Genomic DNA, 18,553 nt, shown 5'->3' with positions numbered 1-18,553 from the left:
ACAGATCATCACAACGATCTTATCTTCACGTATAATCTCGGTAATTCTGTATTCATCCATATTCGGTTCGGGGAGCACACTTTGTTAAGTTACCGCCACAGTTTCCATGCAGGCAATCATGCCGATGTCCTTAAACATACGGTACAGAGTCTGATTCTGACTGCGCTGCAAAAGAAAGAGAAACCTTTCGTCTACCACGACACCCATTCGGGTGCCGGGCGGTATGATTTAACGCACGAATGGTCAGAAAAAACCGGTGAATACAAACAAGGTATTGGCCGAATCTGGCAGCAGTCACACCTGCCTCAGGCTTTGGAAAACTATCTGGCAGCGATTCAAACGCTCAACGCGTCAGAGACACTACGCTACTATCCCGGCTCACCCCGGGTCGCCAAGGCGCATTTAAGAGCACAGGATCGCATGGTGCTTACCGAACTTCATCCCAGTGATTATCCGCTGCTCCAACAAGAGTTTGCGCGTGATTCACAGGTCAGTATTTATAAAGATGATGGTTTCCGTTGTCTCAAGGCCAGCCTGCCGCCCAAAGAGCGTCGCGGACTGGTGCTGATTGATCCGCCCTACGAACTGGCGCATGAATATCAAGACGTCGTCAAGGCGATTGCCCAGAGCTATAAACGTTGGGCCACCGGCATCTATGCGATTTGGTATCCGGTGGTTTACCGAGCCAATATAGATGATATGCTGGCAGGATTAGAATCGTTGGGAATTCGTAAAATACTACAAATCGAGCTGGGGGTTGCACCAGACAACAACGAAAGGGGCATGACCGCATCCGGCATGATTGTGATTAATCCCCCTTGGACACTGGAAACTCAGATGCAAGAGATTTTACCGTATCTGCAATCGGTTATCGCACCGGAAACCGGACACACAACACTCCAGTGGGTTGTCCCTGAATAAGTTCGTGACGACCCCAGACATAGACAGACTTAGAATAACGGAGAAAGTAATGGCAACACATTTTGATTATATCTGTATCGGCGGCGGCAGTGGCGGTATCGCATCAGCTAACCGTGCAGCAAGATATGGCGCGAAAGTCGCGCTGATTGAAGCCAAAGATTTAGGCGGCACTTGTGTCAACGTCGGCTGCGTGCCGAAAAAAGTCATGTGGCATGGCGCTCAGATAGCGGAAGCCATTCATCTGTACGCTAAAGATTACGGTTTCGATGCTCAACTCAACGGTTTTGACTGGTCAAAACTGGTGGAAAGCCGTCAGGCTTATATCGGTCGGATCCACCAGTCTTATAACCGTGTTCTGGGCAACAACAAAGTCGAAGTAATTCGCGGGTTCGCCAAATTTGTCGATGCGAAGACCGTCGAAGTCAATGGTGAGCATTACACCGCAGATCATATCCTGATTGCCGTCGGTGGTCGTCCGTCGATCCCTGCCATTCCGGGAGCAGAATACGGTATCGATTCTGATGGATTTTTTGATTTACAGGCACAGCCCAAGCGTGTGGCCGTCATCGGAGCCGGTTACATTGCGGTTGAGATTGCCGGTGTACTGAATGCCTTAGGCACAGAGACTCATCTGTTCTGCCGTAAGGAATCACCGCTGCGCAGCTTTGACCCGATGGTGATTGAAACCCTGATGGAAGTGATGGCCGCAGAAGGTCCGACACTTCATACGCACTCCGTGCCGCAATCCATTGTCAAAGAAGCAGACGGCAGCCTGACGCTACATCTGGAAAACGGGAAACAGCAAAATGTTGACCAAGTCATCTGGGCGATTGGTCGTCACCCGGCAACCGATGCGATCAATTTGGCGGCCACCGGCGTCGCAACAGATGAGAAAGGTTACATCAAAGTCGATGAGTACCAGCAAACCAATGTTGAGGGTATCTATTGTGTCGGTGATATCATGGCAGGTGGCATCGAGCTCACGCCTGTTGCAGTGAAGGCCGGACGTCAATTGTCTGAGCGGCTGTTCAACCACAAGCACGATGCAAAAATGGACTACAATCTGGTTCCGACCGTGGTCTTCAGTCACCCGCCAATCGGCACCATCGGCCTGACTGAGCCCGAAGCAATTGCTAAGTTTGGCGAAGACAACGTCAAAGTCTATCAATCGAGTTTTACTGCGATGTATACCGCTGTCACCCAACACCGTCAGCCATGCCGGATGAAACTGGTCTGCGTCGGTCCGGATGAAAAAGTGGTCGGCCTGCACGGGATTGGCTTTACGGTCGATGAAATGATTCAAGGCTTCGCTGTGGCGATGAAGATGGGCGCAACCAAAGCCGACTTCGATGCGGTTGTGGCCATTCACCCGACCGGCTCGGAAGAGTTCGTTACTATGTAGATCATCACCGACAGAACATACTTTAAATCAGCAACTAGCCCACCGGTGCATCATGTGCCGGTGGGCTAGTTTCGTATGGCTGACTCATTCACTCATCCCTGATATCACGCGCACCTCCGACCGGAGGGTAACCGATCATAATGACCACTAATTATTACGAAAATATGAAGTGATGCAATTTTATTTATTCAATCAATTTAAATTAATGATTTTTAATCAATTTAAATAATGAATTTGACTTACAAGCAGAACCCGTGCATAAAATATTGGCTGTTAGGCGTTAAAAATAATTAGACATCAAAAGGAAAAACAGTGAAAACCAATGCGATATTATCAGTGGCACTGATGACTGTATCAGGTTTATCTTGGGCCAGTGACGACATCTGTCAGCCGAAAAGTTATGAAATGGCGTTACGCTACCAACAACAGTCTGCTGAAATCAAAGCGATTCAGCTGCAAACCTATCATTTAGCGACGGAACGTCTGCATACCATCTTAAAGCAGAGCGACCAAAAGCCCCAAGAACTGGCTGTCGTGCTCGATCTCGATGAGACTGTTCTTGATAATACCCCTTTGCTGGTACGTGATATGGAAAACTGTGTCGATTACACCACTTGGGATACTTGGTCAGACTGGGAGATCAAAGGCCATCCGACGCTGATCCCGGGCGCCAAAGCCTTTATTGATCAGGCAAACAAACTGGGACTGAATATTTACTATGTGTCTGACCGTTTTAATGAAAACAAGTCTTATACCATCGAGACCCTGAAAGCATTAGGAATCCCACAAGCTGAGGAAAGTCATGTGCTGCTTTATGGAAAAACCAAGGAGCAACGTCGTCAGTCAGTCGCTGCCCGGCACAAGATTGTCATGTTACTGGGTGACAGTTTGCCAGATTTTGCTGCCGAATTTAAAAACAAACAGGATACCGACTATAACCGAAATTTAGTTGAGAAGAATAAAGCCCACCTAGGCGTCGATTGGTTTGTTTTGCCGAATGCAAGTTACGGAGCCTGGAAAAAAGCATCGTTAAACTCTTGGAGCGAGAAATAGTATCCCTTGCGATTACGCCTCTGACAGAATAGTCAGAGGCACCTATATCGTTTCAGATCTGAATGTTACTGCTTACTGATAACGATAAGACTCGTTGAAGTGCTTAAAGATCAATTTGAGCGCCGAGTGCTGCGCCTCAGAGAGTCCCGTGAATTTCAAGCCATAGTCATAGTTCTCCTGTTGCTGCTTGGTATGAACAATGTTGGCTTTGACAATCAGTGGATTCGGGCCGGAATGTTTTAGTTGCTCAGGTAAATGGAACTGAAGTGTCACGATCTCTTTGCCATTTAATGCCGATGTTGTGCGAATCTTAATCCCATCCATACTAATATCACTGGTAATCCCTTCGATAGTCCGTTGACCTTGTAATAATTTCACCCGCAGTTTATTACCCGCCCGCGGAGAGTTGCGCTGCTCACCTTGTGCTTTGGCTACAGCATCACTGACATGGGTTTTGAAGCCGTTGATTTGTTGATCTAACTGTTCAGAGATATCGTACAAGTCACCCGCCACCATCGAGGTCGTCCCGGCTTTATCAGAGCTTTCCGTTAATACCACAAACAGGTCTTTGAGTTTATCATCCAAATAATTCAAGTTTTTGGTTTGCTGCTGATTATACTGATGGATGGTCTCGGTACTTGTAGTGGTATCACCGATACCATCAGACATCGAGGTGAATGCCTCTACCGTTTTCTCTGATGTTTGTTGTGATTGGTACACGGCTGAAACCACCGACTGCATAGAAACCACTGAACTTTCAACCTTTTCAGTTAACTGGCTGATCAAGTCTGAAATATCCTTGCTGGAACTGGATGTTCTTCCCGCAAGGTTTCTCACTTCATCGGCAACAACGGCAAATCCTCGTCCCTGCTCTCCTGCCCGGGCGGCTTCGATGGCCGCATTTAAGGCTAACAAATTGGTTTGTTCTGCAATGTTATGAATCGATTCTGTGATTTCATTAATCTGGGCGGTAAAGTTTTTCAGCGCTTCCATCTGCTCAGATGCGTTATTGACCGACACCACCGCTTTTTTCAATTCCTCAATACTTTCATTGACATAAACAATACCTTCTTGTGCGATCGTCAAGGTGTCTTGTGAGATTTGGGAGGTGCGTTCGATGGTGTCACTGACAATCTGAGAGGTTTCCAGCAACGAGTTGATTGCTGTGCTGACTTCAGATGAGTTTTCGCGTTGCGCTTTGCTGCCACTGGATATCTCCGTAGAAACATCCGCCACTTGCTGGGCAGAATGTGCCATCTGACGACTGTTACGTTTCACCAAATTAATCACATGATGCAAAGATGCTCTCATTTGTTCGATATTCTTCAACAGTGATCCAAGCTCATTTTTGCCAAAGACTTGATTACCATCACTCACTAGATTTCCGGACGATATCCGATCAGTGGTCTCCAGCGCTTGATTAACCGTTCTCAGAACACTTCTGGCAACCAGCGTAACCACGATGATTGACAGCAGAATCGCCAATATTGCAGCAATGACTTGGTTACGCTCCATAGCTAAGATCTTCTGGTCTGATTCCTCAGCAAACAGAGAAACCGCAATATTCATGTTTTGAAGGATTGCTAAACTTTGCTCATTAATTTTTTGCAGTACTTCAGGTTGAGCATCGGCACCGGAGATATTGGCCATCATCTGTTGCTGTTCACGCCACAAGGCCATCACTTTATTGAGCTGTTGAGATGCTTTTTCTGACGCTGGCGGGAGAGTCACCGGTTGTTGCATGGTCAAATCCAAGTAGGTTTGACCACCTTTATTCAGCGCCTCTAACGAGACTTCAAAAAGCTTTTGGGTCGCATTAATTTTGGATAAATCAGGAGCTTTATTGGTCAGGGTCGCCTGTTGTAACGCTAAAAAAAACTCCTTGGTAATTTTTTGCGAAAGCATTCGCTCACGCCCCGCAATATTGATGACTAAGCTATCATTTTTTTGCAGGTTGAGCGCGATAACGGTATAAGAGACCAAGCCTGTAATCACAATCACGAAGAACAACGTTAACATTTGTAATATTCGCTTTAACGAGACATTTTCCATCCAAGTCACGAGTAATTTTATCGGCTGCATCTGTTATCCTTAAGCATCGTACGGGGCGAACGTATCTATGTAACCAAGTATCTATACCACCAATAAATAACGTATAGGTTACTTACTACTGATATGCAATTGCATGGGTTTGAGTTCAGCTTTATCCCCTGACGACTTCACATAAATATGAGATAGTTTGAATCATTGAAACCCGATAGAAGAATAAAATATATGGGATGCTATGCGTGTGGATCCGAGTTGACGACAATTTGGTTTGAACATTGCTCACACGCCCGTAATTCACAGCTTTGACTCTGGTATCCGCAGTATCCATATCTCGACTAAAGCACACAAAATATGAACCCGATCTAATGAAGGGTTTCAGTCAATCTCTCTGAGAATTCCACATTTAGCGTGATCGATTCATCCGATATAGCCCATTGGATGCTGTATACATGGACAATTATGCTACCGAAATCTATTTGTGATTAAGCTCTCGCATCGCTCAATTATTGCTCATTACTATAATTGTGGCACCTTGACTGGTCCCATAACTATTTTGATTACAACAACAAAAGTAACGTGAAACTAAAAGGGAATCCTATGTTAAAACAAATAGCAATCGCCACAGCGATCGGTAGCATCTTGCTATCAGGAAGTTTATTGGCAAAAACACTCACTGTTGGCTTTTCACAAATCGGTTCTGAATCTGGCTGGCGTGCAGCTGAGACCAGTGTGGCAAAAACGGAAGCAGAAAAACGAGGGATTACTCTGAAGATTTCTGATGCCCAGCAAAAGCAAGAAAACCAAATCAAAGCCGTCCGTTCTTTTATTGCGCAAGGTGTCGATGCAATTTTTATTGCTCCTGTCGTCCAGACTGGCTGGGAACCGGTACTAGAAGAAGCGCGTGACTATGATATCCCCGTATTTTTGTTAGACCGGGGCATTACTGTCGATGATGACTCCTTGTATATGACATCTGTCGCTGCCGACAGCGTTCATGAAGGTGAAGTTGCCGGTAACTGGCTGATCGATAAAGTCAATGGCAAAAAATGTAATGTGGTTGAATTACAAGGCACCGTCGGTGCCAGTGTGGCTTTAGACCGTAAAGAAGGGTTCGCCAACGCGATTGGCAAAGCGTCTAATGTAAATATTATCCGTACTCAATCTGGTGACTTCACTCGCAGTAAAGGCAAAGAAGTTATGGAAAGTTTTATCAAAGCAGAAGCCAACGGAAAAAATATTTGTGCGGTCTATGCGCATAACGATGATATGGCAATCGGTGCAATTCAAGCGATTAAGGAAGCGGGTCTGAAACCGGGCAGTGATATCTTGATTGTATCTATCGACGGTGTACCTGATATTTTCAAAGCCATGATGGCCGGTGAAGCAAACGCCTCTGTCGAACTGACACCGAATATGGCTGGCCCTGCATTTGACGCGCTCATCGCCTATAAAAAAGACGGAACAATTCCTCCTAAACATATTCAAACTGAATCTAAATTCTTTGAACCTGCCGATGCGCCAGCACAACTGGAGCTGAAAAAAAACATGGGTTATTAACCTGAAGGTAATAAGACCGGATGGTCATTAATTCTGAATTATCCCGCCAAACTACAAGGTGAGGCGGGATGAAAGTCAGCCAGAATTGGAGTGATTATGTCATTGGAAAATAATAATGACATCGTTTTACATGCCAAAGGAATTTGCAAATATTTTCCCGGAGTACGAGCCCTGAATAATGTTGATTTTATTCTGAGAAAGGGTGAAATCATGGCATTGCTTGGCGAAAACGGTGCAGGAAAGTCCACATTAATTAAGTCGTTGACTGGGGTTTATCAGCGTGACAGCGGTGACATTCTGTTAGATGGAAACCCCATCAATCCGCAAAGTACCGCTGATGCGCAAGCGTTGGGAATCGGTACCGTTTATCAAGAGGTCAATCTGCTGCCGAATATGTCCATTATGGATAACCTGTTTATTGGTCACGAACCCAAAAAATTTGGTTTCGTTGATCGCAAAACGATGCAGACCAAGGCGAGGGAGATTGTCAGGCAATACAACCTCAATATCGATGTCACTCAACCGCTCAATCATTTTTCTGTCGCGATTCAGCAAGTGATTGCCATCGCGAGAGCCGTGTCACTTTCTGCAAAAATTCTGATTCTCGACGAGCCGACCGCCAGTCTGGACAGTAATGAAGTGGAAATGCTGTACGGCATCATGCGTGATTTGCGCGACCAAGGGATCAGTCTGGTCTTTATTACCCACTTTTTAGATCAGGTCTACGCGGTGAGTGATCGCATCACGATACTCAGAAATGGAGAATTGGTTGGTTCCGAGGAGACGGCCAAACTACCGCGTATTGAGTTAATCAAAATGATGCTCGGTCGTGAGCTCGAAGACAACGCACTGGCAAGAGTCGGCAAAACCCGCCTTAGTGATAACCCTATCGCGAAATTTGTTCAGTTCGGTAAAAAAGGCACCATTGAACCGTTTGATCTTGAAGTCTATCCCGGTGAAATTGTCGGTTTAGCCGGCCTGCTTGGCTCAGGCAGGACTGAAACCGCGCAAGTCATTTTCGGCATAGAGCCCAACGATAGCGGTGAAAGCTATATCAAAAGCAAACCAATCAAAATTCGTTCGGCCCGACAAGCTTCATCTTTAGGGCTCGGCTTCTGCCCCGAAGACCGAAAAACCGACGGCATTATTGCATCGGCATCCGTGCGTGAGAATATCATCCTGGCGCTACAGGCTCAGCGAGGCTGGTTCCGTCCGCTGTCCCGGGCGGAGCAAGAAGCCGCTTCGAAACGTTTTATCAACCAGTTGTCAATCAAAACACCAAGTATGGAGCAACCGATCGAATTCTTATCGGGCGGTAATCAGCAAAAAGTCCTCCTCGCCCGATGGTTATTAACCAAACCGAAGTTTCTGATCCTCGATGAGCCAACCCGGGGAATCGATGTCGGTGCGCACGCTGAAATCATTCGTCTGATTGAGTCCTTGTGTGCCAATGGACTGGGCTTGCTGGTCATCTCTTCCGAGCTGGAAGAACTGGTTGGTTACGCTGATCGCGTGATTGTGCTCAGAGATCGAAAACAAGTGGCAGAAATTCCGGCGGAAAATCTGTCTGTCCCCAACATAATGCAAGCGATCGCTATGTGAGGCGTGTTATGGATACATCAAGTTTACGGGCATATTTCAGCTCGGACTGGAAACAGAAGTTACCCAAAGGCACGCCGCAAATCGCTGCACTTATCTGTGTGCTCCTGATCAACAGTTTCGCAGCAGACAACTTCTTTTCCATCAATATACAAGACGGACGCCTGTTCGGCAGCGTGATTGATATCCTCAATCGTTGCTCCCCCGTGGCACTATTAACCATTGGCATGACGTTGGTAATTGCCACCGGAGGGATCGATTTATCCGTCGGTGCGGTGATGGCGATCAGCGGTGCAACGTTTGCCAGTCTGGCAACTCAGGGCTATCCGGTGGCAGTAATTATTCTGGTCTCATTGCTGGCGGGTGCTTTATGCGGTTTATGGAACGGCTTTCTGGTCGCGGTCTTCAAAATACAGCCGATCGTTGCCACGCTGATCCTGATGGTTGCCGGACGAGGGATTGCCCAGCTTATTACCGAAGGGCAAATCGTGACCTTTAATAATGAAACGTTAGCTTGGATCGGCAGTGGCTCTTTCCTCTATCTGCCGACACCGGTCGTGATCACGATTGTGGTCGCGGTCACGATCTGGCTGCTGACTCAGAAAACCGCATTAGGGCTGTTTATTGAATCCGTCGGGATCAATATCCGGGCAGCTAAAAATGCCGGAATCAATGCGCCAACGGTGGTGATATCCACTTACATGATCAGTGGGATTACTGCGGCGGTTGCCGGCATGATTGTCGCCGCGGATATCCGCGGCGCCGATGCCAACAATGCAGGCTTGTGGCTGGAAATGGATGCGATTCTCGCAGTGGTCATCGGAGGAACCTCCCTTGCCGGGGGACGTTTTAATCTCTTTATTGCTCTGATTGGTGCCCTGATCATTCAAGGTGTGAACACCGGAATTCTGCTCTCCGGCTATCAGCCCCAATGGAATCAAATCGTCAAAGCGATTGTGGTGTTACTGGTTCTGGTGATGCAATCTCCGGCTGTGGTGCAACTGCTGAAAGGAGGACGCCAGCATGGTAAAGCGTAATTTGCCACTCGTAATCACGATTCTGGTATTTATCATTGGTTACCTGATCTGCTTGGTTGAGTTTCCGGCTTTTGCATCGACTCGGGTGATATGTAATATTCTGACGGACAATGCCTTTTTGGGAATCGTCGCGGTCGGCATGACCTTTGTCATCCTTTCCGGCGGGATTGATTTATCCGTTGGCGCGGTGATTGCGTTTACCGGTGTTTTTCTGGCGAAAATGATTGGTGACTGGCAGGTTGCCCCGCAATTAGCCATGGTGATTGTCCTCATCATGGGCGGTGCATTTGGTGCCGGAATGGGATGGTTGATACACACCTTAAAAATCCCCCCGTTCATCATTACGCTTGCCGGGATGTTTTTCTTACGGGGAACCAGCTTCCTGATCTCAGAACAATCACTGCCGATTACCCATCCATTTTTCCGGGAGCTTTCCCGCAGTATGTGGAAAATCGCCGGTGGCGGACGTCTGAGTTTGTTAGCCGTGATTATGCTTGCTGTGGTGATTATCGGTATTTTAGTCGCTCATCGCACACGCTTTGGTAACAATGTGTATGCCATCGGCGGGAATGCCGTTTCCGCAGGATTAATGGGGGTTGCCGTCAAGCAAACTACAATCGGTATTTACATGCTGTCCACCTTATTAGCAACGACTGCCGGAATTGTGTTCGCGATCTACACGTCTGCCGGTTATCCGCTGGCCGCGGTCGGCGTTGAGCTGGATGCCATTGCGGCGGTCGTGATCGGGGGAACGTTACTGTCCGGTGGCGTCGGAACGGTGTTCGGCTCGCTGTTCGGTGTACTGATTCAAGGGCTGATTCAGACCTATATTACTTTTGACGGCACACTCAGTTCATGGTGGACCAAAATCATCATCGGCATTCTGTTGTTTGCTTTCATCGGATTGCAGCGATTGCTGATTGTGATTTCAGAACGTAATAAAGTGGTGAACACCATGAAGGCCGCAACTGCGGAAGGCACTTAGCAAGTTGTGGTTTCCGTACTGCATCAAAGATAAAGCCGCTGTTTTTTACAGCGGCTTTGTCAATGAAATCTCTTTACCAATCTCTTTACCAATCAATTAGAGAGAGACGGCAAAAGTGCCTGTCGGTGTTACTGGCAGATATTTCTTGTAGAAGTTGAGATATTCAGTTTCAGGATCCAAATCTGCAAACAAATCCGGATACAGCGCTTTGGCGATGAACTGGGTCATCGGGGCATCCATAATGCTGCGTGAAGCACCGTGGTAGATACCAATCATCCGGTTATTCTTCACCGCAGGCAGGCTATCCCAACCTAAACGGTGTTTGTAGCCTTTTAAGCGGGCTATTGCAGTTGCACGATCAACATTCTGACCAATCAACATGGCATCATCAGCGCCACCAAATTCATAACCGGTGATCAGCACAACATCTGGCTGAGCCGCTAATACTTGCTCAGGATTCAAATGTCCCCACCATTCGACAAATGGTTTGGAGATGTTATCCCCTCCGGCAACTTCGGCCATCGCACCCCACATATTTTTGCCGAAAGTGTAACCATATTCTTTTGTCCCCGGAAAACCAAACTCAGCATAGATTGTCGGCTTCGGCAGATTGGCCTTTGCCAGACGGTCTTCCACCACCTGAATCATATTTTTGTATTCGGTCGCAATTTTCTTTGCGCGAGCTTCCTGACCGGTAATTTGGCCAATAATCAGTGTACTTTGAACATGTCGTTCGACCGTCTGAGCGTTGTAATCAATCACAATCACCGGAATACCAGCCTGCTCCATACGATCCACATCGCTTCCCAAACCTTTGTACTGCCACTCAGCCAATACCAGCAAGTCTGGATGTAAACTGATCACTTTTTCGACAGAGAATGTCTGAGTATCCACTTTACCCACATCAGGCAAGGTTTTGAGTGATGGCCGATGCGCAACATACATCGCCCAGTTTGCCGGACGCCACTGCTCCCAGATCCCCTTTGACATCCCTACAACATGATCAAATGACTTTTCCGTACCGATGGCCATATAGTCTTCGCCATAAAAACCGAGCAATACGCGTTTGGCTGGCAGATCAAGCGTGACCTGACGACCTAATACGTCAGTCACCGTCGTCACCTGAGCAACAGCCTGAGGTACAAATAAAATCAAAAAAAGCGTCATGAACTTTTTAAGCATGATGAATTCCTTTACAAGCAGGGATAGCAAAAGCTGGATTTTACCCGATTAGTAAAAAAATAAATAATATTCATTATCATTTGATAGGAAATATCATCTTATTTGATGTTCATCGTCATTGATGTCTAAAAGCTGTAATGGGTAGTTGAGAACGATAATATTATTGCACACAAACAACATTCAGTAGCGATGAACCTTTCAACTGACTGACTTTGCCGCTGGTGAACATCCCTTTCTTATCCATTCCCCAATAAGGTAGGTAGAGAGGCCACTGTTCCCGATTCATGACCTGAGATGTCAATAGTTGTTTCCATTGACTCTCCGTCGCCATCTTCATGCCAATTTTTTGACAGGTTGCATAGGCTTGCTCATAACTCAACCGGTTCCATGGGATTTCATATTCCATATAGAATTGGGATGCTTTAACCCCCAGAAAAGGAATCACATATTTAACCCCGGCAATGACGGTTTGCTTACGGATAACAACATCTTCGGCTGCTGTAGGAGAGCTTCGGGGCGCTGCCGCCTGATTTGACACCTGTGCGGTTGGCGTTTGTACCGCTTGAGATGGCTGGGACTGTGCAGTGGGCGATGGTGTTGCAGGCGATGGTTTTGCGGGTAATGGTTTTGCGGGCAATGGTGTTGTACGAGGTTGACTCACACGATGCGGAACCACTGATGCTTTAGTCGGCGTAGCTGTTCTCGTCGCAGAAGCACCTTGTTGCTGTTTACGAACTTCTCGGATAAACGCTTCATGATATCCCTTCAGTTGATGAATTTTCTTCAGCTCCTGCCTTGCTTTGCGAATATCACTATACGGCCCGATCAAACAGCGATACTGATTGGTACCGGGTTTCATCCAGACATCGGTAGAGATTTGTCGGTAAAGTACCTTTGCATCAGCTAACGGCATCGGCTGACTAAAAATACCACACTGAATCCAGAACATTGAGTTCTGACTCCGAGGTTGGCTTTTCCCCCATAAACCTTCACCGATCGGACAGTTTTTGTCTAATGTGGGAAGCTCCTGTGTGGAAGCCTGTGTCGCATCACAAAGAAATTCTTCTTGTGCGTTCACCCAATGAGCCCAAAAAATACAAGAAAATAAGGCAAAACCCATTAGGATATTTTTGGTGACCTTTATCATCACGTTCACAACAAAATCCTTTCATTACTTTTTAAGTTGTCAAATCATCAATCGATCACAACACTGCTCCAATATGATACAGAAAAACATGCAAAAAAAGAGCCGTATCTATTAGTTATACGGCTCAGTTTAGGAGAATTTTCATCGATAAATCAATCGACTTCATCATCCTTTGTAAAGTTTAGGATTAAAAACATCCCTGAGCCAGTCACCAAGCAGGTTAATCACCAGAACCAACAGCACCAACACAATACCCGGGAATGCAGTAATCCACCATGAACCGGAGAAAATATAGTTGAAACCAATACTGATCAACGAGCCGAGCGACGGTTGATCGACCGGCAATCCAAGACCGAGGAAAGAAAGTGCCGCTTCAGACATGATGGCATTGGCAACTTGAACCGTCGAAATCACCAAAATAGGAGATAAACAGTTCGGCAGGATGTGACGGAACATAATTCTCAGTGATTTAAATCCCATCACGCGAGCAGCTTCAACATACTCTTTCTTTTTCTCGGCCAGGACGGAAGCACGAATCGTTCTTGCATATTGTGGCCATTCGGCAATGCCGATAATGACAACCAGCATGATCACCGCATATTCGCTATAGAACTCACTGCCAAAACTTGCCTTAAAAATTGCCGAAACAATAATTGCAACCATCATGGTTGAAAAAGACAGCTGCACATCGGCAAAACGCATCAAGAAGCTATCAATCCGGCCGCCGAAATACCCGGATGAAAGACCGATGACAATACCGAGAAACAGTTGCAGCGCCACCGCCAGAAATCCGATGGTCAAAGAGAGTCTCGAACCATATAACATCGTTGAGAGGATATCCCGGCCCTGATCATCAGTGCCAAGCAGGAAACGGCTATCCCCGTCCGGCATCCATGTCGGTGGGATTTCTGAATCCATAATATCCAGCGAAGTCAGATCATAAGGATTGGTCGGCGCAATCACTGGTGATAATAAAGCAACGACAACAAAAGTGAGAAAAACAGCAAAGCTGAACATCGCGACTTTGTCGTTTAAGAAATAGTAGAGAAAATCCGATTTTTTAAAACGTTCCCAGAGAGACGGGGCGGATACGGCCTGTTTCATCATCACGCTCCTTTTCCGGTGAGGTTGACGGTCGGGTTAATCAATCCATATAGCAGATCGACAATGGTATTGGTTACCACAAAAACAAGGCCAACGAAAATAACATAGGCAGTAATCAATGGTGTATCGACTCGGTTGATTGCCTCCAGAAACAGAAAACCGGTCCCCGGCCATTGAAAGACAGTCTCGGTCAGGATGGTATAAGCGACCATGGTACCGAGCTGTACCCCGCCAACCGTTAATACCGGTAACATGGTATTTTTCAGAGCATGACGATAGTAGATTTTACGCAATGCCAATCCTTTTGCCTTGGCAAACTTAATGTATTCTGAACTCAGAACTTCCAGCATTTCCGAGCGAACCAAACGAATAAACAGTGGTAACATAATCGATGCCAGCGAGATACACGGTAAAATAAGGTGCGCTAAACCATCAAGTGTAAAGAAGCCTGATTCCCATCCCAGCACATTGGCCGTTTCGCCCCGACCGTAAGAAGGCAACCATCCCAGTTCAATTGAGAAGATATACATCAACATGATTGCAGTCAGAAAGACCGGAATCGAGATACCAATACTACTGGCCGCCATAATGACCTTGGAAAAAAAGCTTTTCGGATGGATCGCTGAATAAACACCAAGAGGAATAGACAGGCAAATAATAATTGCCGCGGCACCGAATACCAGTTCCAGCGTTGCGACGAGTTTTTCCAGAATGACATCCAGTGCAGGACGCTTAAAGAAATACGACGTCCCGAGATCACCGTGCGATGCAGCTTTGATAAATCGGACATATTTCACCATAAATGGATCATTGAGCCCCATTTCATCACGAAGTTCCTGGCGTTGTGCCTCTGACACGGACTGACCCACCAGCTCACGCAGTGGATCACCTAAATTATCCTGAATGGCAAAAGCGACTAAGCTGATGACAAACATAACGACAAACGCCTGAACCAGACGTTTGATCAGGAAAGAGAACATATCTTGCCCCTTGGCTATCTGTGACCTCGTTACAAGCCAAATGACTTTAACGAGAGTTCAGTCTGAAAAAGGTGCTTATCCGACTGAATGAAATAAGCACCGTAATAACAGGAAATAAATACAAGCCAGTATGCCTCATTGTTATTAGGCATACTGGCTCAGCAGAGATTGTTACTCTTTGACAACTAAATCACCCAAGTAAGGGTAATTCATTGCGTTCACAACCGGTTTGATATCCACATTAGATTTGGCTCCCCAAGCAAGGTTTTGCCAGTGTAGCGGTACGAATGCAGCATCTTGATAGAGCTTTGCCTCAACCTCTTTCAGCATGGTTGCGCGTTTCGCTGAATCGGTTTCAACGTTAGAGGCTTCGACCAGACGATCCACTTCTGGGTTAGAGTAGTAACCGCAGTTGTACTGACCTTTACCGGTTTCAGCATTGCGCGTCATGGTCAGGTATTCTGTAAAGTTACCAGAATCTTGTGTATCTGAGGCCCAGCCGATCATCAGCATATCCGCAGCACATTTATCAAACTCAGGCCAGAATTGTGCTTTTGGCATGGTTTTCAGATCGACCTTGATACCGATTTTAGACAGCATTGAAGCTACAGCCTGAGCAATTTTTGCATCATTCACGTAGCGGTTATTCGGTGCAATCATCGTGATGTTAAAGCCTTTTTCATAGCCGGCATCTTTCATCAGTGCTTTGGCTTTTTTCAGGTCGTAACGTGGTTTCAGATCTGAGTTATACCCCAAATAGCCGATTGGGCTCTGTTGCGCTGCAGCTGTTGCAAAACCTTTCATGATCTTTTTCACAATACCGGTATTGTTAACCGCATAAATCACCGCTTCACGTACCCGCTTATCTTTAAAGGCTGGCTGGCTTTTCTGATTCATCTGAAATGTGATAATCCGTTCACCGGGAATGGTGACCAAATCGATGTCTTTTGCTTCATCAATCCGCTCCAGATCATTCGGAGCAACTGGGGCAATCATATCCACATCCCCGGAAAGCAATGCTGCAACACGTGTTGCATCTTCTTTGATCGGTACCCATGTGAGGTGATCAACGTTGCCTTTTGAATCTTTATCCCAATAGTCTTTGAACCGCTCAAACTCAACTTTTACGCCTTGCTCACGGTAGGTGACAACAAATGGCCCGGTACCGGATTCATGCGTTGATGCAAAAGAATTACCATGCTTGATGATTTCTGACTTATCTTTACCGTCTTCAGTTTTACCTGAATAAAACTTACTATCCATGGCAAAAATATAAGTCGCATTTTGCAGAATAAGTGGGTATGGGCCAGTGGTCACCAGATCAACGGTATAATCATCAACTTTGACAGCTTTCTCAATTGAAGCAAAGATCCCTTTATAATCGTCTGAAGATTTCAGACGGTTGAATGTCCAGATCACATCATCTGCAGAGAAGGGGTTGCCAGTGTGGAATTTGACGCCGTGACGCAAATGGAAGCGCATGGTGGTGTCATTAATACGTTCCCAACTTGTCGCCAGACGAGGTTCAAACTCTTTAGACTGGGTATAGCGAACAAGGGGATCGAACGCCATATGAGACAGTTGTAAGGTTGCTTCAGACAACTGTTCCTGTGGGTCCATAGAAACCGGGTCAGCTGCATAAGCAATCGTAATATCCGCAGCAGCAGCTGAGAAACTCAGTCCGACAGCCATCAATGCGACAGCCAGTTTAGTTTTTATCATTTTCATTGCATAACTCCTTATGCGGGAAGTTCATCCCTTCGTGTGTTTGCTTTTGTCTTTTGGGGTTGAGATCAACGCAGCGCCGCAACATCTTCTTTCAGCCCTGTAAATTCCGGCATCAGAGAGATTAACTGGCGGCTATATTCATGTTGCGGTGCAGAAAACAACGCTTCTGTCGGTGCAACTTCGAGTAATGTTCCCATCTTCATCACACCAACCCGATCACACATTTGGCGGATCACCGGTAAATCATGGCTGATAAAGAGCATGGTTAAGTTCAATTCTGCTTGTAAATCTTTTAACAAATTCAGGATTTGCGCCTGAACCGAAACATCCAGCGCGGATGTCGGTTCATCACAAATCAATAACCGAGGGCGCGTTGCCAAAGCACGCGCGATCGAAATACGCTGGCGCTGTCCACCGGAGAACTCATGTGGATACTTGACCCCAGCCATCCGTCCAAGACCAACGTGATCCAACAAGTCATAGACAATCTGTCGCGTTTCAGATTCGTTTTTCGTCAAATGGTGAAAACGTATCGGTTCGGCAATAATATCAAAGACCTTCATACGAGGGTTCATTGAAGTATAAGGGTTTTGAAACACCATCTGCATCTGACGACGCAGCGGACGACGTGCTTTTTCTGAAGTGAGTGCAGTGAGGTCGATCCCCTCAAAAGTAATCTTCCCGGAATTCGGCACATACAAACCGGCAATAATTCGCGCAATGGTTGACTTCCCGGAACCAGACTCACCGACCAAACCAAAGGTTTCGCCTTCCATCACCTCAAAACTCACATGGTTTGAAGCCTGAACATACTCACGCCGACTTTCAAAAAACGAATCTTTGGTCACAAAACGCAAGTTAACATTTTCGACCCGTAATAAGGCACCGGAGTAGTCACGCTGATCCTGCCGTTGTCCGAGCCAGTGGTTCTTAATATCCAGCGGTTTCATCTCGCTGGCCTCTTCGATATAACTGACCAGAGGAAAACGCTCAAGCTTGACATCCGAACGGGGGACTGCCGAAATCAGGCTCTTGGTATAAGGATGCTGCGGTGCTCCCAAAACTTGTGCTGTCGGCCCAAATTCAACGAGATCACCACGGTACATCACCGCAACCTGATCGGTCACATTCGATACCACGCCCATATCATGGGTGACCAACATACAACCCACTTGATTCTGAACACATAAGTCGCGAATCAGATTCAAGATTTGGTCCTGAATCGAAACATCCAGCGCAGTGGTCGGTTCATCCGCGATAATCAAATCAGGTTCACCGGCTAAGGCGATGGCAATGACGACTCGCTGACGCATTCCACCGGAAAATTGATGCGGATATTGTTTTAAGCGGTTCTCAGGTTGTGGGATACCAACTTGCTGCATGAGTGAAAGCGCACGCTGATAGGCTTCTTCATCCGTCACTTTCATGTTGGCATGAATCGTTTCTTTCAGTTGCTGCTCAACCGTAAAGAGCGGATTCAACGATGTCATCGGATCCTGAAAAATAAATCCAATTTTCGATCCCCGCACACGTCTCATCTGCTCCGGTGACAGTCCCGAAATCTTTTCACCGTTTAAATAGACGTCACCACCGGCGATAACACCCGGCGGGCTGAGCAGATCAATCACCGCATTACCGACAGTTGACTTCCCCGCTCCAGACTCGCCAACCACACCGACGATTTCTCCGCGCTCGATCTGAAAAGAAAGGGATTTCACTGCGGCATGAACCCCATGCCGTGACGGATATTCGATTTGAAGATTTTTAACTTCTAAAAGAGACATGACAAATATGACCTCTGACTCGCAG

At 46.6% G+C, this 18,553-nt stretch carries 14 protein-coding genes; 7 read left to right on the top strand and 7 right to left on the bottom strand.

Translation table 11 applies throughout. From position 1 onward, the window contains the following. The first annotated feature begins 81 nt into the window (after positions 1–81). From AC55NX_RS04620 to AC55NX_RS04610, 3 genes are all read left to right on the top strand, one after another. Entirely contained in the window at positions 82–921 is an 840-nt protein-coding gene (locus AC55NX_RS04620; protein WP_077336137.1) for a 23S rRNA (adenine(2030)-N(6))-methyltransferase RlmJ, read from the top strand. A gap of 49 nt (positions 922–970) precedes the next feature. After that, a complete protein-coding gene (gene gorA / locus AC55NX_RS04615) occupies positions 971–2,323 on the top strand; it encodes a glutathione-disulfide reductase (protein ID WP_496994671.1) in 1,353 nt (450 codons plus the stop codon). Positions 2,324–2,635: 312 nt separating this feature from the next. After that, a complete protein-coding gene (locus tag AC55NX_RS04610; RefSeq protein WP_496994670.1) occupies positions 2,636–3,376 on the top strand; it encodes a 5'-nucleotidase, lipoprotein e(P4) family in 741 nt (246 codons plus the stop codon). A 72-nt stretch (positions 3,377–3,448) separates the two neighbouring features. Here the strand turns inward: AC55NX_RS04610 and AC55NX_RS04605 are convergent, their stop codons facing one another. Beyond that, the gene (locus AC55NX_RS04605) at positions 3,449–5,458 is read right to left on the bottom strand and encodes a methyl-accepting chemotaxis protein (protein ID WP_496994669.1); all 2,010 of its coding nucleotides are present in this window, start codon (positions 5,456–5,458) and stop codon (positions 3,449–3,451) included. Positions 5,459–6,022: 564 nt separating this feature from the next. Here AC55NX_RS04605 and ytfQ point away from each other — a divergent pair. From ytfQ to yjfF, 4 genes are all read left to right on the top strand, one after another. Further along, on the top strand, positions 6,023–6,982 hold the full coding sequence (ytfQ, locus tag AC55NX_RS04600) for a galactofuranose ABC transporter, galactofuranose-binding protein YtfQ (protein WP_496994668.1): 960 nt from the start codon (positions 6,023–6,025) through the stop codon (positions 6,980–6,982). Positions 6,983–7,078: 96 nt separating this feature from the next. Continuing rightward, positions 7,079–8,584, top strand: coding sequence for a galactofuranose ABC transporter, ATP-binding protein YtfR (ytfR, locus tag AC55NX_RS04595; protein WP_496994667.1), 1,506 nt, complete (start codon positions 7,079–7,081; stop codon positions 8,582–8,584). A gap of 8 nt (positions 8,585–8,592) precedes the next feature. Further along, entirely contained in the window at positions 8,593–9,618 is a 1,026-nt protein-coding gene (gene ytfT, locus AC55NX_RS04590) for a galactofuranose ABC transporter, ATP-binding protein YtfT (protein WP_496994666.1), read from the top strand. After that, entirely contained in the window at positions 9,605–10,603 is a 999-nt protein-coding gene (gene yjfF, locus AC55NX_RS04585; RefSeq protein ID WP_496994665.1) for a galactofuranose ABC transporter, permease protein YjfF, read from the top strand. Before ytfT ends, yjfF begins: the two co-directional genes overlap by 14 nt. Positions 10,604–10,699: 96 nt before the next feature. Here yjfF and AC55NX_RS04580 read toward each other — a convergent pair whose 3' ends face one another. The 6 genes from AC55NX_RS04580 to AC55NX_RS04555 all read right to left on the bottom strand — a co-directional run bounded on the left by AC55NX_RS04580 (position 10,700) and on the right by AC55NX_RS04555 (position 18,528). Then, positions 10,700–11,785, bottom strand: a complete 1,086-nt coding sequence (locus tag AC55NX_RS04580) for an ABC transporter substrate-binding protein (RefSeq protein ID WP_496994664.1) — start codon at positions 11,783–11,785, stop codon at positions 10,700–10,702. Positions 11,786–11,945: 160 nt separating this feature from the next. Next, positions 11,946–12,932: an SPOR domain-containing protein gene (locus AC55NX_RS04575; protein ID WP_496994794.1), complete on the bottom strand. Its 987-nt coding sequence runs from the start codon at positions 12,930–12,932 to the stop codon at positions 11,946–11,948. Between the two features lie 165 nt (positions 12,933–13,097). Then, entirely contained in the window at positions 13,098–14,036 is a 939-nt protein-coding gene (locus tag AC55NX_RS04570; protein ID WP_496994793.1) for an ABC transporter permease, read from the bottom strand. 2 nt (positions 14,037–14,038) lie between these two features. Continuing rightward, the gene (locus tag AC55NX_RS04565; RefSeq protein WP_496994663.1) at positions 14,039–15,016 is read right to left on the bottom strand and encodes an ABC transporter permease; all 978 of its coding nucleotides are present in this window, start codon (positions 15,014–15,016) and stop codon (positions 14,039–14,041) included. 171 nt (positions 15,017–15,187) lie between these two features. Continuing rightward, a complete protein-coding gene (locus AC55NX_RS04560) occupies positions 15,188–16,744 on the bottom strand; it encodes an ABC transporter substrate-binding protein (RefSeq protein ID WP_496994662.1) in 1,557 nt (518 codons plus the stop codon). Positions 16,745–16,809: 65 nt separating this feature from the next. Next, positions 16,810–18,528, bottom strand: coding sequence for a dipeptide ABC transporter ATP-binding protein (locus AC55NX_RS04555; RefSeq protein WP_496994661.1), 1,719 nt, complete (start codon positions 18,526–18,528; stop codon positions 16,810–16,812). Positions 18,529–18,553 lie beyond the last annotated feature (25 nt).

The sequence above is a fragment of the Vibrio rubrogenes genome, assembly GCF_059641415.1.
The sequence above is the reverse complement of the archived record's forward strand: the minus strand, read 5'-3'. Positions and strand labels throughout refer to the sequence as shown.

What these genes read in the sequence shown, in the direction of transcription:
- gorA (WP_496994671.1), top strand. Translation starts at nt 971, where the DNA reads ATGGCAACACATTTTGATTATATCTGTATCGGCGGCGGCAGTGGCGGT.
- AC55NX_RS04605 (WP_496994669.1), bottom strand. Translation starts at nt 5,458, where the DNA reads ATGCAGCCGATAAAATTACTCGTGACTTGGATGGAAAATGTCTCGTTA.
- ytfQ (WP_496994668.1), top strand. Translation starts at nt 6,023, where the DNA reads ATGTTAAAACAAATAGCAATCGCCACAGCGATCGGTAGCATCTTGCTA.
- ytfR (WP_496994667.1), top strand. Translation starts at nt 7,079, where the DNA reads ATGTCATTGGAAAATAATAATGACATCGTTTTACATGCCAAAGGAATT.
- ytfT (WP_496994666.1), top strand. Translation starts at nt 8,593, where the DNA reads ATGGATACATCAAGTTTACGGGCATATTTCAGCTCGGACTGGAAACAG.
- yjfF (WP_496994665.1), top strand. Translation starts at nt 9,605, where the DNA reads ATGGTAAAGCGTAATTTGCCACTCGTAATCACGATTCTGGTATTTATC.
- AC55NX_RS04580 (WP_496994664.1), bottom strand. Translation starts at nt 11,785, where the DNA reads ATGCTTAAAAAGTTCATGACGCTTTTTTTGATTTTATTTGTACCTCAG.
- AC55NX_RS04575 (WP_496994794.1), bottom strand. Translation starts at nt 12,932, where the DNA reads ATGATAAAGGTCACCAAAAATATCCTAATGGGTTTTGCCTTATTTTCT.
- AC55NX_RS04570 (WP_496994793.1), bottom strand. Translation starts at nt 14,036, where the DNA reads ATGAAACAGGCCGTATCCGCCCCGTCTCTCTGGGAACGTTTTAAAAAA.
- AC55NX_RS04565 (WP_496994663.1), bottom strand. Translation starts at nt 15,016, where the DNA reads ATGTTCTCTTTCCTGATCAAACGTCTGGTTCAGGCGTTTGTCGTTATG.
- AC55NX_RS04560 (WP_496994662.1), bottom strand. Translation starts at nt 16,744, where the DNA reads ATGAAAATGATAAAAACTAAACTGGCTGTCGCATTGATGGCTGTCGGA.
- AC55NX_RS04555 (WP_496994661.1), bottom strand. Translation starts at nt 18,528, where the DNA reads ATGTCTCTTTTAGAAGTTAAAAATCTTCAAATCGAATATCCGTCACGG.